This window comes from Citrobacter sp. Cpo142, assembly GCF_030332425.1.
GTDB classification, from domain to species: Bacteria; Pseudomonadota; Gammaproteobacteria; order Enterobacterales; family Enterobacteriaceae; genus Citrobacter; species Citrobacter portucalensis.
Window position 1 is genome coordinate 292,133 of record NZ_JAOWHW010000126.1, and the last position, 25,276, is coordinate 317,408.

Sequence of the window (25,276 nt, forward strand, 5' to 3'; positions counted from 1 at the left end):
TCATTGATTCTTGAGTAGATTAAGCAGCGGATGAAACTACAGAATTCTTTTCGCGACTATTCGGCTGAGTCCGCGCTGTTTGTGCGCCGGGCGCTGGTCGCTTTTTTGGGGATTTTGCTGCTCACCGGCGTGCTGATCGCCAACCTTTATAATCTGCAAATCGTTCGCTTTACTGATTACCAGACCCGCTCGAACGAAAACCGCATCAAACTGGTGCCTATCGCCCCCAGTCGCGGCATCATTTATGACCGTAACGGAATTCCGCTCGCCCTTAACCGCACCATTTATCAGATAGAAATGATGCCGGAAAAGGTCGACAACGTTCAGGATACCCTCGACGCGCTGCGTAACGTCGTAGACCTGACGGACGACGACATTGCCGCCTTTAAAAAAGAGCGCGCCCGTTCACACCGCTTCACCTCCATTCCGGTAAAAACTAACCTGAGTGAAGTGCAGGTGGCACGGTTCGCCGTTAATCAATATCGCTTTCCCGGCGTCGAAGTTAAAGGCTATAAACGCCGCTATTACCCCTACGGCTCTGCGCTGACCCACGTCATTGGCTACGTATCGAAGATCAACGATAAAGACGTGGACCGCCTGGACAAAGACGGCAAGCTGGCCAACTACGCGGCAACGCACGACATCGGTAAGCTGGGTATTGAACGCTATTATGAAGACGTACTTCACGGCCAGACCGGTTATGAAGAAGTTGAAGTGAACAACCGTGGCCGCGTCATTCGCCAGTTGAAAGAAGTGGCGCCGCAGGCCGGGCACGATATCTATCTAACCCTTGACCTGAAACTCCAGCAGTACATTGAAACGCTGCTGGCGGGCAGTCGTGCCGCGGTGGTAGTCACAGACCCGCGTACCGGTGGCGTTCTCGCACTGGTGTCCATGCCGAGCTACGACCCGAACCTGTTTGTCGATGGTATCTCGAGTAAAGATTACTCCGGGTTGCTCAATGACCCGAATACCCCATTGGTTAACCGCGCGACTCAGGGTGTCTACCCTCCTGCTTCGACGGTTAAACCTTACGTCGCGGTTTCTGCATTAAGTGCGGGCGTCATCACCCGCAATACTGGTCTGTTCGATCCGGGTTGGTGGCAATTACCGGGCTCTGAAAAACGTTACCGCGACTGGAAAAAATGGGGGCACGGCCATCTGAACATCACCCGTTCTCTGGAAGAGTCGGCGGATACGTTTTTCTATCAAATCGCCTATGATATGGGGATAGACCGCCTTTCAGAATGGATGAGCAAGTTTGGCTACGGCCAATATACGGGCATCGATCTTGCCGAAGAGCGCGCCGGAAACATGCCAACCCGCGAGTGGAAGCAAAAACGGTTTAAAAAGCCATGGTACCAGGGTGATACCATTCCGGTCGGCATCGGTCAGGGTTACTGGACGGCAACCCCTATCCAGATGAGTAAAGCGCTGATGATCCTTATCAACGACGGTTTGGTAAAAGTCCCGCATCTGCTGATGAGCACAGCAGAAAACGGCAAGCAAGTGCCGTGGATACAGCCACACGAGCCACCTGTTGGTGACATTCATTCCGGTTATTGGGAAATCGCAAAAGACGGCATGTACGGTGTAGCCAACCGTCCTAACGGTACTGCACACAAATATTTCGCTGGCGCACCTTACAAAATCGCGGCGAAATCCGGTACTGCACAGGTCTTTGGCCTGAAAGCCAATGAAACCTATAACGCACATAAGATCGCCGAGCGCTTACGTGACCACAAGTTGATGACGGCCTTCGCACCCTATGATAAGCCCCAGGTTGCTGTCGCCATAATCCTTGAAAACGGTGGCGCGGGCCCGGCTGTGGGTACCATTATGCGCCAGATCCTTGACCACATTATGTTGGGCGACAATAACACCAATCTGCCTGCAGAAAACCCCGCGGTTGCAGCAGCGGAGGACCAATAATCGTGACGGATAATCCGAACAAAAAAACATTCTGGGACAAAATCCACATCGATCCCACGATGTTGCTTATTTTGCTGGCGCTGCTGGTTTACAGCTCGCTGGTCATCTGGAGCGCCAGCGGCCAGGATATTGGCATGATGGAGCGCAAGGTCGGTCAGATCGCGATGGGCCTGGTCATCATGGTGGTGATGGCGCAAATCCCGCCCCGAGTTTATGAGGGCTGGGCACCCTATCTCTACATCTTTTGCATCATTCTGTTGGTGGCGGTAGATGCCTTCGGCGCTATCTCCAAAGGCGCGCAGCGCTGGCTGGATTTGGGGATTGTGCGTTTTCAGCCTTCCGAAATCGCCAAGATTGCCGTGCCGCTGATGGTCGCGCGCTTCATCAACCGTGATGTTTGCCCGCCATCGCTAAAAAATACCGCCATTGCGTTAGTGCTGATATTTATGCCCACCCTGCTGGTGGCCGCCCAGCCAGACCTCGGAACTTCAATTCTGGTCGCCCTTTCCGGTCTGTTTGTTCTGTTCCTTTCTGGTTTGAGCTGGCGTTTAATCGGTGTTGCAGTGGTCCTGGTTGCGGCGTTTATCCCGATACTGTGGTTCTTCCTGATGCATGATTATCAACGTCAGCGCGTCATGATGTTACTCGATCCGGAAACTGATCCGCTGGGTGCGGGTTATCACATCATTCAGTCTAAAATTGCTATTGGCTCCGGCGGTCTACGTGGTAAGGGCTGGCTACACGGTACGCAGTCGCAGCTTGAGTTTTTACCCGAACGTCATACAGATTTTATCTTCGCGGTATTAGCGGAAGAACTGGGTCTGGTAGGGATCTTAATTCTGTTGGCGCTGTACATTTTGCTGATTATGCGCGGATTATGGATCGCTGCCCACGCGCAAACCACCTTTGGTCGCGTTATGGCGGGTGGTTTAATGTTGATATTATTCGTTTATGTCTTCGTAAATATTGGTATGGTGAGCGGTATTCTGCCCGTGGTTGGCGTTCCTCTCCCACTGGTCAGTTACGGAGGCTCGGCACTTATCGTGCTGATGGCTGGGTTCGGGATTGTTATGTCGATCCATACCCATAGAAAAATGTTGTCGAAAAGCGTGTAAGGGGTACGCAATGCGTAAGCAGTGGCTTGGTATCTGCATCGCAGCAGGAATGCTCGCGGCGTGTTCGAGTGATGATGGTCAGCAACAGGGTGCTGTCGCGCCGCAGCCTGCGGTGTGTAATGGTCCGATTGTTGAAATCAGCGGGGCCGATCCGCGCTTTGAACACCTGAACCCAACGGCGAATCAGGACTATCAGCGTGATGGTAAGAGCTACAAAATCGTCCAGGACCCTTCCCGCTTTAGCCAGGCAGGGCTTGCCGCTATCTATGATGCGGAACCCGGAAGCAACTTAACCGCGTCTGGTGAAGTGTTCGACCCGATGCAGTTAACCGCTGCGCATCCGACGCTGCCAGTCCCAAGCTATGCCAGAATAACTAACCTGGCAAATGGCAGGATGATTGTCGTGCGCATTAACGATCGCGGCCCTTATGGCAACGATCGCGTGATTTCACTTTCACGTGCAGCAGCCGACCGTCTGAATACCTCCAACAATACCAAAGTGCGTATCGACCCGATCATCGTCGCCCAGGATGGTTCCTTGTCCGGGCCGGGAATGGCTTGTACCACGGTAGCGAAACAAACCTATGCCCTGCCCGCGCGTCCTGATTTAAGCGGCGGTGGCAATATGGGCAGCATGCCTGCGCCATCGGATGCGGGTCAGCCGCAAGGCGATATTCGTCCGATCAGCAATTCCACGTTGAAAAGCGATGATACAACCGGTGCGCCAGTGAACAGCAGTGGATTCCTCGGTGCGCCGACCACGCTCGCTGCAGGCGTGCTGGAAGGTAGCGAGCCGACTCCGGCTCCGCAACCGACCACCACCGCACCGGTAACACCAACCGCACCAGCAGCAACACCAGCCGCCGTCGCTGCACCTGCGCCAGCGGCAGTAGCCAACGGACGCTACGTGGTTCAGGTTGGCGCAGTCAGCGAGCAGTCGCGTGCGCAGCAGTATCAAAAACGTTTAAGCCAGCAATTTGGCGTCCCAGGTCGGGTGGTACAAAACGGCGCAGTCTGGCGTATCCAGATGGGGCCGTTCGCCAGCAAAGCTGAAGCCTCCACATTGCAGCAGCGTCTTCAAGCCGAGGCGCAATTACAGTCCTTCATCACCGGCGTGTAATAACGTAAATCAGGTATCTGAACTGTCAGTTTCTGTAAATGACATTAACAAAGTCACGCGGAAAGTCAGATGCCTGCCCGTTTTGCATTTGCTATAGTAGGGCACTTTTTTTAATTTCATCACGGACGTCGTAGTTCAGACCATGAAGACCACTTTTTCCGCTCGTTTCGTGCAGCGTATGGCGCTCACCGCGGCTCTCTGCGCAGCTTCTCTCTCTGCTGCCCATGCCGATGACCTGAATATTAAAACCATGATCCCGGGTGTTCCGCAGATCGATGCGGAGTCATATATCCTGATTGATTACAATTCAGGCAAAGTTCTGGCAGAACAGAACGCTGACACTCGCCGCGATCCCGCCAGTCTGACCAAAATGATGACCAGCTACGTCATCGGCCAGGCGATGAAAGCCGGGAAATTCAAAGAAACTGATCTGGTCACCGTCGGCAATGACGCCTGGGCTACAGGTAACCCGGTCTTTAAAGGTTCATCATTGATGTTCCTGAAACCTGGCATGCAGGTTCCTGTTTCTCAGCTTATCCGTGGTATCAACCTGCAATCCGGGAATGACGCGTGCGTGGCAATGGCGGACTTCGCAGCCGGTAGCCAGGATGCTTTCGTCGGTCTGATGAACAGCTATGTGAACGCGCTGGGCCTGAAAAACACCCACTTCCAGACCGTTCATGGTCTCGATGCTGACGGTCAGTACAGCTCGGCTCGCGACATGGCGATGATTGGTCAGGCGCTGATTCGCGACGTGCCTAACGAATACTCTATCTATAAAGAAAAAGAGTTCACCTTTAACGGCATCCGTCAGTTAAACCGTAACGGCCTGCTGTGGGATAACAGCCTGAATGTCGACGGTATCAAAACCGGTCATACCGACAAGGCTGGCTATAACCTCGTTGCATCCGCAACCGAAGGTCAGATGCGTCTGATCTCCGCCGTCATGGGTGGCCGCACCTATAAAGGTCGTGAAACCGAAAGTAAAAAACTGCTGACCTGGGGCTTCCGTTTCTTTGAAACCGTGAACCCACTGAAAGTCGGTAAAGAGTTTGCTTCAGAGCCCGCCTGGTTTGGTAATACCGATCGTGCATCGTTAGGCGTAGATAAAGATGTCTACCTGACTATTCCGCGCGGCCGCATGAAAGATCTGAAAGCAAGCTATGTGCTGAACACCACGGAACTGCACGCACCGCTGCAGAAAAACCAGGTTGTCGGCACCATCAACTTCCAGCTTGATGGCAAAACTATTGAGCAGCGCCCGCTGGTAGTCCTGCAGGAAATCCCTGAAGGCAACTTCTTTGGGAAAATCATTGATTACATTAAATTAATGTTCCATCACTGGTTTGGCTAAAAATCGAACACTTGAAAGTGTGATTTACGTCCCCATATACTAGGTATCCAGATAACTCCCACGCGCTGTGGGAGTTATTATTTATTGATGTAACGCCGGAGCTGACATGAAAACCAAACTTAACGAACTGCTTGAATTCCCTACTCCATTTACTTACAAAGTAATGGGGCAGGCGTTGCCTGAGCTGGTTGATCAGGTGGTTGAAGTGGTACAGCGCCATGCGCCAGGTGATTACTCTCCGACGGTAAAACCGAGCAGCAAAGGCAACTACCACTCGGTCTCAATCACTATTACTGCTACACACATTGAGCAGGTTGAAACGCTGTACGAAGAATTAGGCAATATCGATATCGTTCGCATGGTGCTGTAAAAACCTGTTGGTTACCCGCTGCATCCCCGCTCGGGTAACCCCTCCCTCCTGTGATATACTTTTTCCCCTCTTTTATATTCTCTACTCTATGTGAGTATCTACGGAGATGCCGTTTTGTATCAGGATAAAATTCTTGTCCGCCAGCTCGGTCTTCAACCTTACGAGCCAGTTTCTCTGGCCATGCACGAATTCACCGATACCCGCGATGAAAACAGTTATGACGAAATCTGGCTGGTAGAGCATTATCCTGTTTTTACCCAGGGTCAGGCAGGTAAAGCAGAGCACGTACTGATGCCGGGAGATATTCCGGTGATCCAGAGCGATCGTGGCGGTCAGGTGACTTATCACGGGCCGGGCCAGCAAGTCATGTATGTGCTGTTGAACCTGAAGCGTCGTAAACTTGGCGTTCGCGAACTGGTTACGCTGCTGGAGCAAACCGTTGTGAATACCCTTGCGGAAATCGGTATTGACGCCCACCCGCGAGCCGATGCGCCTGGCGTATACGTTGGAGAGAAGAAAATCTGCTCTTTGGGGTTACGTATTCGTAAAGGTTGTTCATTTCACGGCTTAGCGCTCAATGTGGATATGGACTTGTCGCCTTTCCTGCGTATCAATCCTTGTGGTTATGCCGGAATGGAAATGGCGAAGGTATCGCAGTGGGATAGCACTGCCACGACCGAGAGCATTCGCCCAAGGCTGCTAGCCAACATTCTGGCGCTGTTGGGTAACCCACCGCACGAGTACATTGCGGACTGAAAATACGCGCATACTTTGCCACGGCATATGTTGTGGCAAATGGCACAAAACAACAACTATTTTACATTTTGCCAGCCTGTCAGGCTGCTTTCTGGCCCGTTTCAATGATATACTGCGTATCACTAATTCAAAAATAGTTGATAAATGCAACATTCCCTTGAATTGAAACGCTTTCCTTCGTAATTCGCAACTGGAACACGCAAGCTATGAGTAAACCCATTGTGATGGAACGCGGTGTTAAATACCGCGATGCCGATAAGATGGCTCTTATCCCGGTAAAAAATGTGGCAACAGAGCGTGAAGCCCTGCTGCGTAAACCGGAATGGATGAAAATAAAACTGCCAGCGGACTCCACTCGCATCCAGGGCATCAAAGCGGCAATGCGCAAAAATGGCCTGCACTCTGTCTGCGAAGAAGCTTCCTGCCCTAACCTGGCTGAATGTTTCAATCACGGAACTGCAACCTTTATGATCCTCGGCGCAATCTGTACCCGCCGTTGCCCATTCTGTGACGTTGCCCATGGCCGTCCGGTTGCTCCTGATGCTAACGAGCCGTTAAAACTTGCTCAGACGATTGCTGACATGGCGCTGCGCTATGTCGTCATTACCTCCGTTGACCGCGACGATCTGCGTGACGGCGGCGCTCAGCACTTTGCTGACTGCATCACCGCTATTCGTGAGAAAAGCCCGTCGATTAAAATCGAAACGCTGGTGCCTGACTTCCGTGGTCGTATGGATCGTGCGCTGGATATCCTCACGGCCACCCCGCCGGATGTGTTTAACCACAACCTCGAAAACGTACCACGTATTTATCGCAATGTTCGTCCAGGTGCTGACTACAACTGGTCACTGAAGCTTCTGGAACGTTTCAAGGAAGCGCACCCGGAGATTCCGACCAAATCAGGTCTGATGGTCGGTCTGGGCGAAACCAATGCGGAAATCATTGAGGTCATGCGTGACCTGCGCAGCCATGGTGTCACCATGCTGACATTGGGACAGTATTTACAACCAAGCCGCCATCACCTGCCGGTTCAACGCTATGTAAGCCCGGATGAGTTCGATGAGATGAAAGCCGAAGCTATGGCCATGGGCTTTACCCATGCAGCCTGCGGTCCATTCGTTCGCTCTTCATACCATGCTGACATGCAGGCCAAAGGGCTGGAAGTGAAGTGATCGTGTAATACTCACTTACATTTCAGCAATAAAAAAACCGGCAAATTGCCGGTTTTTTTTCATGCAGAATATGCAGTATGAGCATCATGCTCCTGACATTACTCTTTATGAGAAAGCTTCTCAGCCTGAACGCTACCATCAGCATCTTTCTTAGCATCGGCATTATCGTCGTTCATTGCTTTTTTGAAGCCCTTGATTGCCGTTCCCAGGTCTCCACCCAGTGTACGTAACTTCTTGGTACCAAACAGCAGAACAACCAGTGCGGCAACCACCAGCAGTTTGGTAATACTAATCTCACCCATAGATACCTTCTTGACTTAAACCAGGCTGCATAAAGCGCCATATTAACCTGAGAATATTAACGGCCTTTCGACGCGCGCACACAATAGCAATCTGTAACAAGGTGAATCAAGCCTTGTTTAAAAAAACGTCATAATAATTGCGGTGGCGCAAAGCGTCGGTTACTTAACACCGGGAGTTGTGCCCTAACCTGCCTCACCCGCTCGGCGGAAACCTCGGCCATAATTAGCGTGGGCGTTTCTGCCGCAGCAGCAATGGTCACACCAAAGGGGTCGATGACCCTGCTTTGGCCGATATTCTTGTTACCGCACTCTCCCGCCGCAATCAAGTAACACGTCGCATCTAACGCTCTTGCCGCCAAAAGCGTAGCCCAGTGATGCTCTTTAAGCGATCCCCGAACCCAGGCTGCGGGTAAGACAAGAATTTCCGCTCCCTGCAATGCGTGCGCCAGCGCCAGCTCAGGAAAGCGCAGATCATAACAGGTCATTAACCCTACTTTTAACCCGTCTACGTCCAGCAGCGGCGCTATGGCGTCCCCTGCATCCACATTACGTGACTCCTGAATCGAAAAGGCATCATAGAGATGTAATTTAGCGTAATGGGCCACGACCTGACCTGCCCGTAGCGCCACCAGCATGTTAAACGCCCGGCCTGGCACAGAAGGAACATGAATTGTCAGGATTGTCGTCATCTCGTTTTGCGCGCTTTCTCGCAGCAAGCGCGTCAAAAATCCGCCCTCCAGCAGTTGAGCTGATTTCACTGACAGGTCTGGGTCCAGATCGTCACGGGCCAGAAGCGCCTCCGGTAATACCAGCAGCGACGCTCCCTCTCCTGCAGCCTGTGACATCAATAAGACGCAGGTTTCTGCATTTTTTTCCCATGAAGGTCCCACGGCAAATTGCCCTGCTGCAACGAACATATTTCCTCCAGAAAACGTTGTTAGGCTCGCCAACCACGATTATTCAGCGTTACACTCATCCTATATACAATCAAATAGCAGGATTATGCAGTGTTACAACTCCTTTTAGCGGTTTTTATCGGTGGTGGTACAGGTAGTGTAGCAAGATGGATGTTGAGCATGAGGTTTAACCCGCTCCATCAGACCATCCCATTCGGTACGCTGGCTGCAAACTTACTTGGCGCATTTATCATTGGTATGGGTCTGGCGTGGTTTAATCGCATGACTAACATTGATCCAATGTGGAAGGTACTGATTACCACTGGCTTTTGCGGGGGACTAACAACGTTCTCCACTTTCTCAGCTGAGGTGGTGTTTTTGCTACAGGAAGGACGCTTTGGTTGGGCTATGGTGAATGTACTGGTTAATCTGTTGGGATCATTTGCGATGACCGCCCTGGCATTCTGGCTGGTTTCGGCCTCTCCCGCGCACTGAAGCGAAAAAAAACCCGCAATTAAGCGGGTTTTGAATGCTTGCTGTCGTATGCTTACAGAGCGATTACGTTTGCAGCAGAAGGGCCTTTGGCACCGTTAGTGATTTCGAACTCTACACGCTGACCTTCAGCCAGAGTTTTAAAACCATTGGTCTGGATTGCAGAGAAGTGTACGAACACGTCTTTGCTGCCATCTTCCGGAGTAATGAAACCGAATCCTTTGGACTCATTAAACCACTTAACGTTACCTTTAATCTTAGACATCAAAATTACCTTTACATGAAAAATAGACACAAATGCTGTGTCGGGTATCAGTACAACAATTGTGGTGGACTTTGTCCAGTCGAACTTTATCAAAAAGTGATAAATGTCGCGTTATTTTTCAGTTAAAGTTAATATCACACTGTTTTTAAAAGACTTTTTAATAATCCACCTGACAATACAGGTAGTCCATCAAAACTGGAAACGCATCCATGCAAAGTAGACGTTACCGTTGTTGTACGTTCCCGGAATGTAGGTCATCTGGAACGTTGCCGGACCATACCCTATCGATGCCAGCGGTAACAGCACGGGTACCGGAATGTAGTTCCAGTTATCGCGCGCGGTAAAACCAGCGGTAAAACCGAGACCTGTATGGAAATTTTCATCTGCCAGCGGTCGCCAGGTTTTTTCCCAGCCATAACCACCAATGGGTTCCCATTTATTGTAGGAATCCTTAAAGGCCATTATATAAAGCCCGTGCCAGTTACCTTTATCATCCCAACGAGATTGACCAAAGCCCGCCCCCCATGGGCGTTCATTGTAGCGATCCGTTTTTTCTTTATCATAAGCAAAACGCGCATGCCAGGTAATAGCCGGCACGTACAGATCATAATGTTCTGGCTGCTGCCAGGTTTCACTGACATTGTCTTTAAAAGTAGCGAACCAACCTTTATCTTCAGCAGCGCCCTGGGGAATGAAAGCTAACTGAATAAAAAGAAATGAAAAAATGAGAAAATATCGTTTAGCGACAATCACAACTTAATTACCATCCTGGGATTTATTATTAATTGTAGCAAACCCAACCTTAATGTTAGCTTAACAAAAATGCGCAGCTAAAAAATCAGAATAATCCTCAGCCTATAATTTTTAAGATAAATATCCATGAATTTATTGAGTCATCTGATAGGAACTATTTTCTCTTTATTGCCATTAAATTGTTCTTTCCTGCGGGAAAAGTTAAATAACATTACAATAAATTAACAATTAAGAATCAATATCACCACAAAACACACACAGCGGCGCTGCACTTCACAGTTTTTTATTGTGAGATTCTTTTTTTAACCACGATGCTGAAAAATCGGCTTAGCCATCGCTTGAATCCGTATTTTTATTGATTTTAATCAGCAAGAGTTATCGGTTTATTAGGCACATTCTGTCACCACTTTTTACTTTTTTTAGTTTTTTTACTTTCTGGGCAGCAATGCGACAGGGGAAACGATGTTGACATTTATTGAACTCCTTATTGGGGTTGTGGTTATTGTGGGTGTAGCGCGCTACATCATTAAAGGTTATTCCGCGACAGGCGTACTGTTTGTTGGCGGTCTGGTTTTGCTGATTATCAGTGCGCTGATGGGGCATAAAGTTTTGCCGTCCAGCGCGGCGTCGACAGGCTATACGGCAACAGACATTGTTGAATATATTAAAATTTTGCTGATGAGCCGTGGTGGCGATCTCGGCATGATGATCATGATGCTGTGTGGTTTTGCCGCTTATATGACCCATATTGGCGCGAACGATATGGTCGTTAAGCTGGCCTCCAGGCCTCTGCAATACATCAACTCTCCTTACCTGCTAATGATTGCCGCCTATTTTGTCGCCTGCCTGATGTCACTGGCGGTTTCGTCAGCAACCGGTCTGGGCGTATTGCTGATGGCAACACTGTTCCCGGTCATGGTTAACGTAGGGATCAGCCGTGGCGCCGCAGCGGCCATTTGCGCCTCCCCTGCTGCAATTATTCTTTCACCAACATCCGGTGATGTGGTGCTGGCGGCAAAAGCTGCGGAAATGCCGCTGATCGATTTCGCCTTTAAAACCACGCTGCCAATTTCCATTGCCGCCATCATTGCTATGGCGATTGCCCACTTTTTCTGGCAGCGTTTTCTGGATAAAAAAGAGAACATTTCTCATGAAATGTTAGATGTAGCTGAAATCACCACGACTGCCCCGTCATTTTACGCCATTCTGCCGTTTACCCCGATTGTTGGCGTCCTGATTTTTGATGGTAAATGGGGCCCGCAGCTGCATATCATTACGATTCTGGTTCTGTGCATGCTCATCGCAGCTATTCTGGAATTCGTACGTGGGTTCAACACCCAAAAGGTTTTCTCTGGTCTGGAAGTCGCTTACCGTGGCATGGCGGATGCCTTTGCTAACGTGGTGATGTTGTTAGTCGCTGCGGGTGTTTTTGCCCAAGGTCTGAGCACAATCGGCTTTATTCAGAGTCTGATTTCTATCGCCACCTCGTTTGGTTCGGCGAGCATTATTCTGATGATGGTGCTGGTGATCCTGACTATGCTGGCGGCAATGACTACGGGTTCCGGTAACGCTCCGTTCTATGCCTTCGTTGAGATGATCCCTAAGCTGGCGCATTCCTCCGGCATTAACCCAGCTTACCTTGTTATCCCGATGCTGCAGGCGTCAAACCTTGGACGCACAATCTCCCCGGTCTCCGGCGTGGTGGTTGCTGTTGCAGGTATGGCGAAGATTTCTCCGTTCGAAGTGGTGAAACGTACTTCGGTTCCGGTTCTGGTTGGGCTGTTGGTTGTGATTATCGCAACTGAAGTGATGGTACCAGGCTCTTCTTCAGCCGTCGTTGGCGGCTGATACTCAGTGAAATGTAGGCCGGATAAGGCATTCACGCCGCATCCGGCATTTCGACTGCAACGTTGCCGGATGTCGATGCTAAAGCATCTTATCCGGCCTACGTCAGAAATTAGCATTTAGCCGCCGTGATAGATACGCTGCGGCCTACCCACCTTACCGTGAATAATCTCCGCAATAATCAAATGACGGCTGGCACAGTACTCCAGGTAGCGTCTGGAAGTCGTTCGGCTGATGGTGAGCGCCTGGGCGATCGTTTCTGCTGTATGGTGTACCGTCGGATCGGCGAATAATTTCAACACTGCATTCAGCGTTAACGCATCAATCCCGGTCGGTAAATCCCCTTTCGGCTCGCCCCGCGCGTAGGCATTAAACATCTCATCTATCTGCTTTTGACTGGCGCTATCATTACCGGCCAACATGCGTCGACGCTGTTGATAACGCGTCAGGGTCTGCCCCAGCCGCTCGTAGGCAATGGGTTTGACCAGGTAATCAAACGCGCCGCTGCGCACAGCTTCGGAGACTGTTTCCATGTCGCTGGCCGCCGTGGTAAACACCACACCGCCCGGATAACGCGCCTGGGTTAGCTCATGCAATAAGGTAATTCCCTTGCCGTCCGGCAAGTAGTTATCGAGCAGAATCAAACCGGGCTTAAAACGCTCAATCATCATCCTCGCCTGCTCAAGATTACCCGCCAGCCATATCTGGCTGAAGCCGGGTATATGGCGGATATATTCAGCATGCATTTCCGCCAGTAGCGTTTCATCCTCAACGATCAATAGCGTTAATGGTTCCGTCATTGTTTTTTTTCACTTTCGGAAGAAATAAAGAAAATAAGGTGCCGCAGGGGGAGTTATCTTCGAGCGTAATCACCCCGTCACAGCGCCTCACATAGCTTGCAATAAGATACAAACCGATGCCATGTTCACCTGGTTCATCGGTACGGGTGCTCACACCCTGTTCAAATATTTTTTCACGCAATGCTTCCGGCACACCGCATCCCTGATCGGCAACTTCGATGATCACGTCATCCCCTTCATCGCTCAAATAAAGCTCTACGACCTTGTTGCCTTGCTGGGTGCGCAAGCTCGCTTCAAATGCATTATCAAGCAGATTGCCAACAATTGCTGCAAACTCTGTGCTATCCAGCCCCTCGGGGAGTTGATGCAGTTGGCTGCCCGGAACAATAGTCATGGTGAGACCCAGTTCCCGCGCGCGCTGCACCTTGCCAAACAACAGACCGGCTACCTGACGATCGGCAAACGCGCCGCGCAGGCTGTCAATCAGTTGCTGTTGCGCCTGGGATTCTCCCTGCACCATGGCCAGAACCTTGTCATACTCTTTCATTTGCAGCAGACCATTGATGGTCGACATCCAGTTCAGGTGCTCATGACGCAGCGTTCTCAGGCTCTCTACATACTGTTTGATCTGCGTTAACTGCGCATTAAGAGTAGCAATTTCATCTTTACTACGAAAACTGATGATTGCCCCAAGCAGTTCGTCACCGGAGCGAATCGCCTCACGGTTGGCGATAACGCTCAGTCCATTAAAGTTGACCATCGCATCCTGTCGTTTTTCCGCAATCTGTTGGGTGAAAAAGTCCGCTGGCTGAACCACCTCACTCACCGGTTTTCCAAGCCACTTTCTCCCAGGTGAAGACAGCACCAGCATTTTCCTCGCACTGCGATTTATTGCGGTGATATATCCATCAGGATCCACGGCAATCAATCCTTCATATACCGAGCTAAACAACGCTTCCTGCTGACGCACCACCCGCGCAATTTGTTTCGGTTCCATACCCAACATCTGCCGACGAATATGGGCAGCGAAAAACCAGGAGAGCAGCATAAGTACCAGCAACAGCAGGATAAACACGCCGGCCATCGGAAGTAAGAAGTCCGATCGCCAGCTATCGATTTTGCTGATCAGATAACCAATTGAGACTACGCCAATGATTTTGCCATCGTCATCAAAGATGGGCGTTTTAGCGCGCATTGCCATCCCGATGGACCCTTTACCGGTAATAAAGTAGCTCTCCCCTTTTTCCAGCGCGCCGGGTTTGGTGAACTGCATCGGATAGCCAATCTTTTCCGGGTTCGGATGATATAGACGAATGGAGTTGGTGTCCCCGATAACCACATAGTCGAAGTCAGTTCCGCTCTGCAGTTTGTCGGCAATCGTCGCCAGCCGCTTGTAATCACGATGCTTAACCGCCGTGATGATACTGTCGTTAGAGGCGATGATTTTGGCCTGATTCATTGCCATATCGCGGACATGCGTTGCCAGATAATCTTCAAAGCTGGCGGTAAAGTATTGTGCCAGGGCGGCAATGATAAAAACAGAAACGACCAGAATAAGCAGAAAGATACGTAAAGGAAACGCCAGACTGCGGAAAAAAGGAAACCGTGTTTTATTTTTCTGTTCTGTCATCACATTTTTCCTCACAGACGTTAACTAAAACTAATTTCTCATTGTAGTTGTAATTAAAATGTTCTATTTACACGTTATGGTATAAAACATGATCGTTGCAGATTCCCCACCTTAAATCAATTAAACAAATTAAAACCACACCTTATTTTAGGGTTAAATTAATTAAAAAACTTAAAACCATAAAACACATTAAAACCTTCTAACTTATTGTGAAATAAATCAAAAATTACCTCCAAAATACCCCTTACGATGTATGCAGCAGGGAAAAAAAGAAATACTCCGTAATAAAAAACCATTCCCTTCAATTGCAAACAAAACGTTATCAGGTTGCTAAACAGAGCAACAAAAACAGAAACCCAGTAACAAATATAGCATCGGGGCTCTATTCACTATGTTCGGTAATAATATATTCACGCAAGTTAAACGCTCAGAAAATAAAAAGATGGCGGCTATCGCGCAATTTCTGAAAGAGAATGATTTGAGCGTAGATACGACCGTCGAAGTATTTATCACCGTCACCCGTGACGACCGTCTGATTGCCTGCGGTGGTATCGCTGGGAATATTATTAAGTGTGTCGCAATCTGTGAATCTGTCCGCGGCGAGGGTTTAGCGCTAACGCTGGCGACCGAGTTAATCAACCTTGCCTATGAACGCCATTGTACGCACCTCTTCATCTATACCAAAACCGAGTACGAATCGCTGTTTAAACAGTGCGGTTTTTCTACGCTCACCAGCGTTCCCGGCATTATGGTATTGATGGAAAACAGCACCACACGTCTGAAACGCTACGCCGAATCACTGGCAAAACAGCGTCATGATGGGAAAAAAATTGGCTGTATCGTCATGAACGCCAACCCCTTCACCAACGGACACCGTTTTCTGATCCAACAGGCAGCCGCGCAATGTGACTGGCTGCATCTGTTTTTGGTGAAAGAAGATACCTCACGTTTTCCGTATGAAGACCGCCTGGATCTGGTGCTTAAAGGAACAAAAGACATTCCACGTTTAACCGTGCATCGCGGTTCGGAGTACATCATTTCCCGCGCCACGTTCCCGTGTTACTTCATCAAAGAGCAGAGCGTTATTAACCACTGCTACACCGAAATAGACCTGAAAATCTTCCGCCAGTATCTGGCTCCGGCTCTCGGCGTCACGCACCGCTTCGTCGGTACTGAGCCGTATTGCACTGTCACCTCCCAGTATAACAACGATATGCGTTACTGGCTGGAGACCCCAACGCTTCCCGCCCCGCCGATTGAACTGGTGGAAATTGAGCGGCTGTGTTTCCAGGAGATGCCGATTTCCGCCTCCTGGGTGCGCAAGCTGCTGGTTAAAAAAGATCTCACGGCTATCGCATCCCTGGTCCCTGACGCCACGCTGCAGTATCTGCAAAGCATGGTTGAACGAGCCTCATCGGGTGCGGCAGTCCGCCAAAATACCCCCGCATTAGCAACAGGTGAAAAATGAAAATAAACCAGGCAGCCGTCGCAGGCACACTCGAGTCCGGTGATGTGATGATTCGCATCGCCCCACTCGATTCGCAGGATATTGACCTGCAGGTTAACAGTAGCGTCGAAAAGCAGTTCGGTGATGCCATACGGGCCACCATTCTGGACGTTCTGTCCCGCTACAACGTACGCGGCGTGCAATTGAATGTTGATGATAAAGGCGCACTGGACTGCATTTTACGTGCGCGACTGGAAGCACTACTGGCCCGCGCTGGCGGTATTCCGGCACTGCCATGGGAGGATTGCCAGTGATTTCCGAATCTTTGCAGCAACGTAAAACCCGTACTCGCCGCAGCATGTTGTTCGTACCGGGCGCCAATGCCGCCATGGTCAGCAACTCGTTCATCTACCCGGCAGATGCACTAATGTTCGACCTGGAAGACTCTGTCGCGTTGCGTGAAAAAGATACCGCTCGCCGCATGGTGTACCACGCGCTGCAACATCCGCTGTATCACGACGTTGAAACCATCGTGCGTGTAAACGCACTCGACTCCGAATGGGGAATCAACGACCTTGAAGCTGTGGTACGCGGCGGTGCTGACATCGTACGTTTACCGAAGACCGATACCGCGCAGGATGTCATCGACATCGAAAGCGAAATTCTACGTATCGAAAATGCCTGTGGCCGTGAGCCAGGCAGCACCGGTCTGTTGGCTGCCATCGAATCGCCGTTAGGCATTACCCGCGCGGTAGAAATTGCCCATGCTTCCGAACGTCTGATCGGTATTGCCCTGGGTGCGGAAGACTATGTACGTAACCTGCGCACTGAGCGCTCACCGGAAGGTACTGAACTGCTGTTTGCCCGCTGCTCTATTTTGCAGGCTGCACGTTCTGCCGGTATTCAGGCGTTCGACACCGTGTATTCCGATGCCAACAACGAAGCGGGTTTCCTGCATGAAGCCGCACACATCAAGCAACTGGGTTTTGACGGCAAATCGCTCATCAACCCGCGCCAGATCGAACTCCTGCACAACCTGTACGCCCCAACGCGCAAAGAGCTGGCTCACGCCCGTCTGGTCGTAGAAGCCGCTGAAGCCGCTGCTCGCGAAGGTCGTGGCGTAGTTTCCCTGAACGGCAAAATGGTCGACAGCCCGGTTATCGAGCGCGCCCTTCTGGTTATCTCCCGTGCAGAACTTTCCGGCATTCGCGAAGAATAAGGCAAAAAAATGACGCAGAAAATCGAACAGTCTCAACGCCAGGATCGCGTGGCGACCTGGAGCCGTCATGCAGAAAGTGAGCTTTCCGCTTACCAGAGCACCGCAAAAGTAGAATTGCAGGCGCAAAAACCGCGCGACAAAAAGCTGTGCGCTAACCTGGAAGACGCTATTCGTCGTTCAGGTTTACAGGATGGTATGACCATCTCTTTCCACCACGCTTTTCGTGGTGGCGATCTGACGATTAACCTGGTGATGGACGCCATCGCCAATATGGGCTTTAAAAATCTGACGCTGGCCTCCAGCTCTCTGAGCGACTGTCATGCTCCACTGGTTGAGCACATCCGTCAGGGCGTGGTTAGCCGCATTTATACATCCGGTCTGCGTGGTCCGCTGGCGGAAGAAATCTCACGTGGCCTGTTGGCCGAACCGGTACAAATTCACTCCCACGGTGGCCGCGTGCACCTGGTGCAAAGTGGCGAACTCAGCATTGATGTGGCGTTCCTCGGCGTGCCGTCCTGCGACCAGTTTGGCAACGCCAACGGTTATACCGGTAAAGCGTGCTGCGGCTCACTGGGCTATGCCCGCGTAGACGCCGAAAACGCGAAACAGGTTGTCCTGCTGACTGAACAGCTGCTGCCCTATCCGCATAACCCGGCCAGCATTACGCAGGATCAGGTAGATCTGATCGTGCAGATCGATCAGGTTGGCGATGCTGACAAAATTGGTGCCGATGCGACCCGCATGACCACCAACCCACGTGAACTGTTAATCGCCCGTAGCGCGGCTGAGGTCATTGCTAATTCCGGCTACTTCAACGAAGGCTTCTCACTGCAGACAGGAACCGGCGGCGCCTCTCTGGCCGTTACGCGTTTCCTGGAAGACAAAATGCGCAGCCGCGATATCCGTGCCGACTTCGCGCTGGGCGGCATTACCGCTACCATCGTTGACCTGCACGAAAAAGGCCTGATTCGCAAACTGCTGGACGTACAGAGCTTTGACCGTAACGCCGCGGAATCGCTGGCCCGCAATCCAAACCACATTGAGATCAGTGCCAACCAGTATGCCAACTGGGGCTCAAAAGGCGCATCCGTCGATCGCCTGGACGTCGTGGTGCTGAGCGCGCTGGAAGTTGATACCAGCTTCAACGTGAACGTTCTGACCGGTTCTGACGGCGTACTGCGCGGCGCATCCGGCGGTCACTGCGATACCGCGGTTGCCGCTGCGCTGTCTATCATCGTCGCGCCGCTGGTTCGTGGACGCATCCCGACGCTGGTTGATAACGTGCTGACCTGCGTAACCCCTGGCTCCAGCGTTGACATTCTGGTCACTGACCACGGTATCGCCGTCAACCCTGCACGTCCGGAACTGGCAGAACGTCTGAAAGAAGCCGGTATGAAAGTGGTGTCCATTGAATGGCTGCGTGAACGTGCACAGCAACTCACCGGTCAACCACGCGCTATCAAATTCACTGACCGCGTGATTGCCGTTGTGCGTTACCGCGATGGTTCAGTGATTGACGTAGTGCACCAGGTGAAGGAATAAGCCATGCACCTGCTCCCTGAACACGCCACCCAACACGCGGTTTCCATTCCCGAGCTGCTCGCCAGCCGTGATGAGAGACAGGCAAGGCAACAGGACTGGCTGACACGCCACTCTGCGCCGCTGGTCTCGTTTACCGTAGTCGCACCGGGTCCGATTAAAGACAGCGAATTAACTCGTCGCATCTTTAATCACGGCGTAACCGCCCTGCTCGCGTTGGCGGAACAATCCGCCTGGATTGTCAGGGAGCAAACAGCGCTGGTTTCTGCCAGCGGTCCGGAAGGTTTTTTGTCTATTGAGGCTCCGGCCCTCGACCTCAAGCTCGCCACAATTGAACTTGAGCATTCACACCCGCTGGGACGGCTATGGGACATCGATGTTCTGACCCCTGAAGGGGAAATTCTGTCCCGGCGTCATTTCGCACTCCCTGCCCGCCGCTGTCTGCTGTGCGGGCAAAGTGCTGCCGACTGTGCGCGGGGTAAAACCCACGCGCTTTCCGACTTACTCACTCAGATGGAGGCACTGCTGCATGATGCCGATTCCCGCAACATCAACCAATAACGCAGTCCTTCCTCTGGATCTGCCTGATGCTTACGCAACGCTTGCGTGGCGCGCCATGTTGACTGAAGTCAACCTGTCGCCCAAACCCGGCCTGGTAGATCGTATTAACAACGGCGCGCATAAAGATATGGCGCTGGAAGATTTTCATCGCAGTGCTGAAGCGATTCAGTCATGGCTGCCACGTTTTATTGAATATGGGGCGTTTAGCGCACAGCTGTCGCCTGAGGATGTATTGAAAGGACTGCGCCCGCTGGGCATGGCCTGCGAAGCCGATATGTTCCGCGCCACCGCCGGGGTGAACACCCATAAAGGGAGCATCTTTTCACTGGGACTGCTGTGCGCCGCCATTGGCCGCCTGCACCAGCTCCAACTCACTGTTACCGCTGAAACCATTTGCTCTACGGCAGCAACATTTTGCCGTGGCCTGACCGAGCGCGAACTGCGCCAGAACAATCAACAACTCACGGCTGGCCAACGTCTTTATCAGCAACTGGGATTAACCGGCGCACGGGGCGAAGCCGAAGCGGGATATCCGCTAGTCATCCAGCATGCCCTGCCGCACTACCGCGCACTGCTGACTCAGGGCCGCGACCCTGAACTGGCGTTACTCGACACATTATTGCTGCTGATGTCTATCAACGGCGACACCAACGTGGCTTCACGTGGCGGCGCAGAAGGTCTGCGTTGGCTACAGCAGCAGGCCACCGCCCTGATGCAGCAAGGGGGGATTCGTACCCCTGCCGATCTCGAATATCTACACCAGTTCGACCAACAGTGCATTGAACGCAACCTCAGTCCCGGAGGCTGCGCCGATCTGCTGATCGTCACCTGGTTTTTAGCTCAGATTTCACAAGTTCATCATTATCACAATTAAAGATCCTTTCCGGAGAATCACACACATGTCTTTAGCAAAAGATAAAATATGGAAGTTACTGGCCCCATTGGTCGTCATGGGTGTCATGTTTCTTATCCCCGTCCCTGATGGAATGCCTCCACAGGCCTGGCACTACTTTGCCGTATTCGTGGCAATGATTGTCGGTATGATCCTTGAGCCAATCCCGGCAACAGCGATCAGCTTTATCGCCGTAACGATCTGCGTTATCGGCAGCAACTATCTGCTGTTTGATGCTTCAGAACTGGCCGACCCGGCGTTTAAAGCGGGCAAGCAAGCGCTGAAATGGGGTCTGGCTGGCTTCTCCAGCACCACCGTGTGGTTGGTGTTTGGTGCGTTTATCTTCGCACTGGGTTATGAAGTCACCGGTCTGGGCCGTCGTATCGCGCTGTTCCTGGTGAAATTCATGGGTAAACGTACCCTGACGCTTGGCTATGCGATTGTTATCATCGACATTCTGCTGGCACCGTTTACTCCATCTAACACCGCGCGTACCGGTGGCACCGTATTCCCGGTAATCAAAAACCTGCCGCCGTTGTTTAAATCATTCCCGAACGATCCTTCCGCGCGCCGTATCGGTGGATATTTGATGTGGATGATGGTCATCAGTACCAGCCTGAGCTCCTCGATGTTCGTGACCGGCGCTGCACCTAACGTACTGGGTCTGGAATTCGTCAACAAAATTGCCGGTATTCAAATCAGCTGGTTGCAGTGGTTCCTTAGCTTCCTGCCGGTCGGTATTATTTTGCTGATCGTTGCTCCGTGGCTGTCATACGTTCTGTACAAACCAGAAGTTACTCACAGTGCTGAAGTTGCCGCTTGGGCCGGTGATGAACTGAAAGGCATGGGTAAACTGACCCGTAAAGAGATAACGCTGATCGGTCTGGTATTGCTCAGTCTGGGTCTGTGGGTCTTCGGTGGTAAACTGATTGATGCAACCGCAGTGGGCCTGCTGGCTGTTTCCCTGATGCTGGCGCTGCACGTTGTACCGTGGAAAGACATTACCCGTTATAACAGCGCATGGAACACTCTGGTTAACCTCGCCACGCTGGTCGTTATGGCGAATGGTTTAACCCGTTCAGGCTTCATCGACTGGTTCGCCAACACTATGAGCACGCACCTGGAAGGCTTCTCGCCTAACGCGACCGTGATCGTTCTGGTACTGGTGTTCTACTTTGCTCACTACCTGTTTGCCAGCCTTTCCGCTCACACCGCCACCATGCTGCCGGTTATTCTGGCCGTCGGTAAAGGTATCCCGGGCGTCCCGATGGAACACCTGTGTATCCTGCTGGTACTGTCCATCGGTATCATGGGCTGTCTGACTCCATATGCAACAGGCCCTGGCGTTATCATCTACGGCTGTGGTTATGTGAAGTCAAAAGACTACTGGCGTCTGGGTGCTATCTTCGGCGTTATCTACATCGCTATGCTTCTGCTGGTCGGCTGGCCGATTCTGGCAATGTGGAGCTAATCATCCCGGTTCACGCCTGATGAAAATGATGCCAGTCAGCTAAACCTGACTGGCATTTTTTATGATTAAATAGATGATATTCAGAATTTATATAAGTGTCCGAAATCATCATGACATCAACATGGCGTTATTCTTCGTTGCTGGCAGCACTCCTGCTGCCAGTTTCTGCAGCTCAAGCCGATGAACTTCAGGCAAAACAGTACGCTGATTTTGACAGCTACGTGCTGGCTCTCTCCTGGCAAACCGGATTTTGTCAGAGCCAACACGAGCGTAATCGTCAGGAGCCTGACGAATGTCGTTTGCAAAAAGAGAGCGCAGACAAAGCGGATTTCCTGACCGTTCACGGTTTATGGCCCAGCCTGCCTAAATCCATTGCCGCCCGTGGAGTAGACAATCGCCGTTGGATGCGTTTTGGCTGCGCGACTCGCCCCATTCCCAACCTGCCTGAAGCCCGCGCAAGCCGTAAATGCGCGGCCCCCGAAACCGGACTGTCGCTGGAAAGCGCGGCAAAACTCAGCGCTGTAATGCCCGGTGCTGGAGGGAGATCCTGTCTGGAACGTTACGAATATGCCAAACATGGCGCGTGTTTCGGTTTTGATCCCGACACATACTTCGGCACTATGGTACGGCTGAATAATGAGGTTAAGAACAGCGAGGTGGGCAAATTCCTGGCGGAAAACTACGGCAAAACCGTCAGCCGTAACGCATTTGACGCCGCCGTTGCCAAAAGCTGGGGCAAAGAGAACGTCAAAGCTGTGAAGCTAAGCTGCCACGGTAATCCAGCGTATCTCACTGAGATCCAGTTATCCCTGAAAGCCGACAACATCAACCAGACGTTATCTGCCCAGTCATTCTTACCGCAACCGCATCCGGGTAACTGCGGTAAACAGTTTATTATCGACAAAGTCGGATACTGAAACTTGCGACCGACGCTGCGAGCTGGCGTCGGTCCGTAAACTTAGCGTTTTGCACGGGCGTCCGGGCGAACTAAATCAAAACGGTGTGTTTCACTGATCGAATAATACGCCGTTGGCCCACCTGCACGCAGCACCGGCTTCGCTTTCGCCGTCTGATAGATGCCGTCTTCCAGGAGCGTTTCATCTATGTGAATGCCTACCACTTCCCCCAACACCAGCCAGGTATCAACCGGTGAGCCATCAGCAGTAGTTAGTTGCAGAGTTTGCGATAAACGACACTCAAAATTGACCGGGCTTTGCGCCACGCGCGGCACGTTGACTATCCGGCTATCTGCCTTGCTAAGCCCGGCGGCAAAAAACTCGTCCTCACCGTGCGGCAAGCTGGCTGACGTTTCGTTCATCGCAGTGGCCAGCTCAAGAGTCGTCAGGTTCCAGACAAATTCACCGGTTTCGATAATATTCTGCACGCTGTCTTTCCAGCCGCTGCTGGCGAAACCGATAATCGGCGGGTGATAGTTGAAACAGTTAAAGAAACTGTATGGTGCCAGATTGTGCCGACCGTTGCTGTCACGCGACGCAATCCAGCCAATCGGGCGCGGTCCAATGATGGCATTTAGCGGATCATGCGGTAAGCCGTGTCCCTGTGACGGTTGATAGAAATACATAGCGTTCCCTGTTGAAGTTAACGTCAGCGCAGCACAAATTATGCTTCGCTCATCCCCCTGGAAAAAGAAGATCAGCGTAGAACAATCTGCCAACGATTACGACTGAATAAAGTTGAGCAGGTCACCGTTGATCTGTTGCTTATGGGTGGTGCAAATGCCATGCGAGCCGCCGACATATACCTTCAATTGCGAGTCCGGCAGTATTTCCGCCGCGACCTTTCCGCAGGTTTCAAACGGGACAATCTGATCGTCATCACCGTGGATCACCAGCGTCGGGATGGTCATCTTTTTGAGGTCTTCACGCATATCTGTTTCCGAAAACGCGTGTATACAGTCGTACAATGCTTTGATGGAACCTTGTAAACCTTGTTCAACAAAGCTTTCGCGAACGGCTTTCGACTCTTTTGCGCCAGGACGATTGTAGCCATAGAATGCAGCGGTCAGCTCATAGAAAAAGGCGGCGCGATCGTTCACAACCCCCTCACGGATGCCATCGAATACCTCTTTCGGCACGCCATTTGGGTTAAAGTCAGTCTTGATCATGATGGGCGTCACTGCGCCAATTAACACCGCTTTTGCCACCCGCTGCGTCCCATGCCGGCCAATATAACGAGCCACTTCCCCACCGCCGGTAGAGTGTCCAACATGTACGGCATCTTTAAGATTGAGATGCGCGGTAAGTTCAGCCAGGTCATCAGCATACTGATCCATATGATGACCATCCCAGGGTTGGGCCGAACGCCCATGTCCACGCCTGTCATGGGCGATCACACGAAATCCTTTCGATCCAAGGAACAGCATCTGATCTTCAAACGCGTCTGCCGTCAGCGGCCAACCGTGACTGAACACAATAGGTTGTCCACTTCCCCAGTCTTTAAAATGCAAATAGCTGCCGTCTTTCAAGGTAAGTTTGTCGTACTGGCTCATGAGATCTCCTGTCGCGGAACACTGAGTTGTTTGACGCGCCCGCAGCGAGCGCTTAAAAAGCATAATGCAAATTGGAGAACGATCACGTTTTTCGGCTAAAATCACACCATATGCGACAATATTGATGATTTACCTGAATGTGAACTAAATCACTTCAAACATGGGGTAAGTCTCAGTATCATCATAAAAGCTAAACCCTTGCCGCCTGACGGTGAGGGTTTTCTTTTGGGATTATTTACCTGCGCACCCGCAGTATCGACGACATGGAGTAATAAATGTCCAGACCAACTATCATCATTAACGACCTCGATGCAGAACGCATTGACCGCCTGTTGGAGCAACCTGCGTTTGCTGGTTTACCGATTGCCGACGCCCTTAACGCCGAGCTGGATCGTGCCCAAATGTGTTCTCCAGAAACCATGCCGCACGACGTCGTGACCATGAACAGCCGCGTGAAATTCCGCAATCTGAGTGATGGCGAAGTCCGTGTGCGTACCCTGGTGTATCCGGCCACTATGACTGACAGCAACACACAGCTTTCGGTAATGGCACCTGTCGGCGCTGCACTTCTGGGGCTGCGCGTTGGTGATACCATTCACTGGGAACTGCCAGGCGGGACCTCAACGCACCTCGAAGTTATCGAGCTTGAGTACCAGCCTGAAGCTGCAGGCGACTACCTGCGCTAACTCTGTCTTATCAAAGCCACTCGCTTTATCTTACAGGGGATGCATCCGCATCCTCTTTCCGGTTAGATCTCCCTGCTCCTCGCTTTCTTTCCTGTTCGCAAAACATAAATCTGTGTCGTGACTGACAGAATCGTTTTTAATACTATGCTG

Annotated in this window: 26 protein-coding genes; 18 read left to right on the forward strand and 8 right to left on the reverse strand. The window is 51.4% G+C overall.

The features are described 5' to 3' along the window. Nucleotides 1-30 precede the first annotated feature (30 nt). From mrdA to lipA, 7 genes are all read left to right on the forward strand, one after another. Nucleotides 31-1,932 carry a peptidoglycan DD-transpeptidase MrdA gene (gene mrdA, locus OGY18_RS16360; protein ID WP_003831292.1) on the forward strand — a complete coding sequence of 634 codons (1,902 nt, stop codon included), beginning with the start codon at nucleotides 31-33 and terminating at the stop codon, nucleotides 1,930-1,932. A gap of 2 nt (nucleotides 1,933-1,934) precedes the next feature. Beyond that, the gene (gene mrdB, locus OGY18_RS16365; protein WP_003022718.1) at nucleotides 1,935-3,047 is read left to right on the forward strand and encodes a peptidoglycan glycosyltransferase MrdB; all 1,113 of its coding nucleotides are present in this window, start codon (nucleotides 1,935-1,937) and stop codon (nucleotides 3,045-3,047) included. Between the two features lie 10 nt (nucleotides 3,048-3,057). After that, nucleotides 3,058-4,167 carry an endolytic peptidoglycan transglycosylase RlpA gene (rlpA, locus tag OGY18_RS16370; RefSeq protein WP_286553644.1) on the forward strand — a complete coding sequence of 370 codons (1,110 nt, stop codon included), beginning with the start codon at nucleotides 3,058-3,060 and terminating at the stop codon, nucleotides 4,165-4,167. A 142-nt stretch (nucleotides 4,168-4,309) separates the two neighbouring features. Further along, nucleotides 4,310-5,521 (forward strand): D-alanyl-D-alanine carboxypeptidase DacA, encoded by a 1,212-nt coding sequence (gene dacA / locus OGY18_RS16375; RefSeq protein WP_003022711.1) that lies wholly within the window; start codon nucleotides 4,310-4,312, stop codon nucleotides 5,519-5,521. A gap of 106 nt (nucleotides 5,522-5,627) precedes the next feature. Beyond that, nucleotides 5,628-5,891 (forward strand): DUF493 family protein YbeD, encoded by a 264-nt coding sequence (ybeD, locus tag OGY18_RS16380; protein WP_003022706.1) that lies wholly within the window; start codon nucleotides 5,628-5,630, stop codon nucleotides 5,889-5,891. A 114-nt stretch (nucleotides 5,892-6,005) separates the two neighbouring features. Continuing rightward, nucleotides 6,006-6,647, forward strand: coding sequence for a lipoyl(octanoyl) transferase LipB (lipB, locus tag OGY18_RS16385; protein WP_003831286.1), 642 nt, complete (start codon nucleotides 6,006-6,008; stop codon nucleotides 6,645-6,647). A gap of 206 nt (nucleotides 6,648-6,853) precedes the next feature. Beyond that, nucleotides 6,854-7,819, forward strand: a complete 966-nt coding sequence (lipA, locus tag OGY18_RS16390; protein WP_003022702.1) for a lipoyl synthase — start codon at nucleotides 6,854-6,856, stop codon at nucleotides 7,817-7,819. A gap of 98 nt (nucleotides 7,820-7,917) precedes the next feature. On the opposite strand, the gene tatE is transcribed toward lipA, so the two are convergent. Together tatE and OGY18_RS16400 are read right to left on the reverse strand one after the other, a co-directional pair. After that, the gene (gene tatE, locus OGY18_RS16395) at nucleotides 7,918-8,121 is read right to left on the reverse strand and encodes a twin-arginine translocase subunit TatE (RefSeq protein WP_003022699.1); all 204 of its coding nucleotides are present in this window, start codon (nucleotides 8,119-8,121) and stop codon (nucleotides 7,918-7,920) included. 128 nt (nucleotides 8,122-8,249) lie between these two features. Then, nucleotides 8,250-9,038, reverse strand: a complete 789-nt coding sequence (locus tag OGY18_RS16400; protein ID WP_126955860.1) for a deaminated glutathione amidase — start codon at nucleotides 9,036-9,038, stop codon at nucleotides 8,250-8,252. 90 nt (nucleotides 9,039-9,128) lie between these two features. Between OGY18_RS16400 and crcB the strand changes: the two genes are divergently transcribed. After that, nucleotides 9,129-9,512 (forward strand): fluoride efflux transporter CrcB, encoded by a 384-nt coding sequence (crcB, locus tag OGY18_RS16405; protein ID WP_126318851.1) that lies wholly within the window; start codon nucleotides 9,129-9,131, stop codon nucleotides 9,510-9,512. Between the two features lie 52 nt (nucleotides 9,513-9,564). Here the strand turns inward: crcB and cspE are convergent, their stop codons facing one another. Continuing rightward, entirely contained in the window at nucleotides 9,565-9,774 is a 210-nt protein-coding gene (cspE, locus tag OGY18_RS16410) for a transcription antiterminator/RNA stability regulator CspE (RefSeq protein ID WP_000034825.1), read from the reverse strand. Nucleotides 9,775-9,963: 189 nt separating this feature from the next. Continuing rightward, nucleotides 9,964-10,527, reverse strand: coding sequence for a lipid IV(A) palmitoyltransferase PagP (gene pagP / locus OGY18_RS16415; RefSeq protein ID WP_003831280.1), 564 nt, complete (start codon nucleotides 10,525-10,527; stop codon nucleotides 9,964-9,966). Nucleotides 10,528-10,989: 462 nt separating this feature from the next. Here pagP and dcuC point away from each other — a divergent pair, with 462 nt between their 5' ends. Further along, nucleotides 10,990-12,375, forward strand: a complete 1,386-nt coding sequence (dcuC, locus tag OGY18_RS16420) for an anaerobic C4-dicarboxylate transporter DcuC (protein WP_275397069.1) — start codon at nucleotides 10,990-10,992, stop codon at nucleotides 12,373-12,375. A 116-nt stretch (nucleotides 12,376-12,491) separates the two neighbouring features. On the opposite strand, the gene dpiA is transcribed toward dcuC, so the two are convergent. Beyond that, entirely contained in the window at nucleotides 12,492-13,172 is a 681-nt protein-coding gene (dpiA, locus tag OGY18_RS16425; RefSeq protein ID WP_003022133.1) for a two-component response regulator DpiA, read from the reverse strand. Beyond that, a complete protein-coding gene (gene dpiB, locus OGY18_RS16430) occupies nucleotides 13,141-14,802 on the reverse strand; it encodes a sensor histidine kinase DpiB (RefSeq protein ID WP_286553647.1) in 1,662 nt (553 codons plus the stop codon). The genes dpiA and dpiB overlap by 32 nt, the downstream gene beginning before the upstream one ends. A gap of 391 nt (nucleotides 14,803-15,193) precedes the next feature. Between dpiB and citC the strand changes: the two genes are divergently transcribed. From citC to rna, 8 genes are all read left to right on the forward strand, one after another. After that, nucleotides 15,194-16,270, forward strand: a complete 1,077-nt coding sequence (gene citC / locus OGY18_RS16435) for a [citrate (pro-3S)-lyase] ligase (RefSeq protein ID WP_003831277.1) — start codon at nucleotides 15,194-15,196, stop codon at nucleotides 16,268-16,270. Next, on the forward strand, nucleotides 16,267-16,563 hold the full coding sequence (citD, locus tag OGY18_RS16440) for a citrate lyase acyl carrier protein (protein WP_003831276.1): 297 nt from the start codon (nucleotides 16,267-16,269) through the stop codon (nucleotides 16,561-16,563). The genes citC and citD overlap by 4 nt, the downstream gene beginning before the upstream one ends. Continuing rightward, nucleotides 16,560-17,468, forward strand: coding sequence for an aldolase/citrate lyase family protein (locus tag OGY18_RS16445; RefSeq protein ID WP_003831275.1), 909 nt, complete (start codon nucleotides 16,560-16,562; stop codon nucleotides 17,466-17,468). Before citD ends, OGY18_RS16445 begins: the two co-directional genes overlap by 4 nt. Nucleotides 17,469-17,477: 9 nt before the next feature. Beyond that, the gene (citF, locus tag OGY18_RS16450; RefSeq protein ID WP_286553650.1) at nucleotides 17,478-19,010 is read left to right on the forward strand and encodes a citrate lyase subunit alpha; all 1,533 of its coding nucleotides are present in this window, start codon (nucleotides 17,478-17,480) and stop codon (nucleotides 19,008-19,010) included. Between the two features lie 3 nt (nucleotides 19,011-19,013). Further along, nucleotides 19,014-19,568, forward strand: a complete 555-nt coding sequence (gene citX, locus OGY18_RS16455; protein WP_275397066.1) for a citrate lyase holo-[acyl-carrier protein] synthase — start codon at nucleotides 19,014-19,016, stop codon at nucleotides 19,566-19,568. After that, a complete protein-coding gene (citG, locus tag OGY18_RS16460; protein WP_003831272.1) occupies nucleotides 19,537-20,442 on the forward strand; it encodes a triphosphoribosyl-dephospho-CoA synthase CitG in 906 nt (301 codons plus the stop codon). The genes citX and citG overlap by 32 nt, the downstream gene beginning before the upstream one ends. Before the next feature lie 25 nt (nucleotides 20,443-20,467). Then, a complete protein-coding gene (citT, locus tag OGY18_RS16465; RefSeq protein ID WP_003831271.1) occupies nucleotides 20,468-21,931 on the forward strand; it encodes a citrate/succinate antiporter CitT in 1,464 nt (487 codons plus the stop codon). A 110-nt stretch (nucleotides 21,932-22,041) separates the two neighbouring features. Next, nucleotides 22,042-22,848 (forward strand): ribonuclease I, encoded by an 807-nt coding sequence (gene rna, locus OGY18_RS16470; protein ID WP_126318859.1) that lies wholly within the window; start codon nucleotides 22,042-22,044, stop codon nucleotides 22,846-22,848. Nucleotides 22,849-22,889: 41 nt separating this feature from the next. Here the strand turns inward: rna and OGY18_RS16475 are convergent, their stop codons facing one another. Both OGY18_RS16475 and OGY18_RS16480 read right to left on the reverse strand, forming a co-directional pair. Further along, complete coding sequence (locus OGY18_RS16475) at nucleotides 22,890-23,513, reverse strand: flavin reductase family protein (RefSeq protein WP_063940716.1); 624 nt, start codon at nucleotides 23,511-23,513, stop codon at nucleotides 22,890-22,892. A gap of 96 nt (nucleotides 23,514-23,609) precedes the next feature. After that, nucleotides 23,610-24,440, reverse strand: coding sequence for an alpha/beta fold hydrolase (locus OGY18_RS16480; RefSeq protein WP_286553654.1), 831 nt, complete (start codon nucleotides 24,438-24,440; stop codon nucleotides 23,610-23,612). Nucleotides 24,441-24,715: 275 nt separating this feature from the next. Here OGY18_RS16480 and rnk point away from each other — a divergent pair, with 275 nt between their 5' ends. After that, nucleotides 24,716-25,126, forward strand: a complete 411-nt coding sequence (gene rnk, locus OGY18_RS16485; protein ID WP_003831264.1) for a nucleoside diphosphate kinase regulator — start codon at nucleotides 24,716-24,718, stop codon at nucleotides 25,124-25,126. Nucleotides 25,127-25,276: the final 150 nt, after the last annotated feature.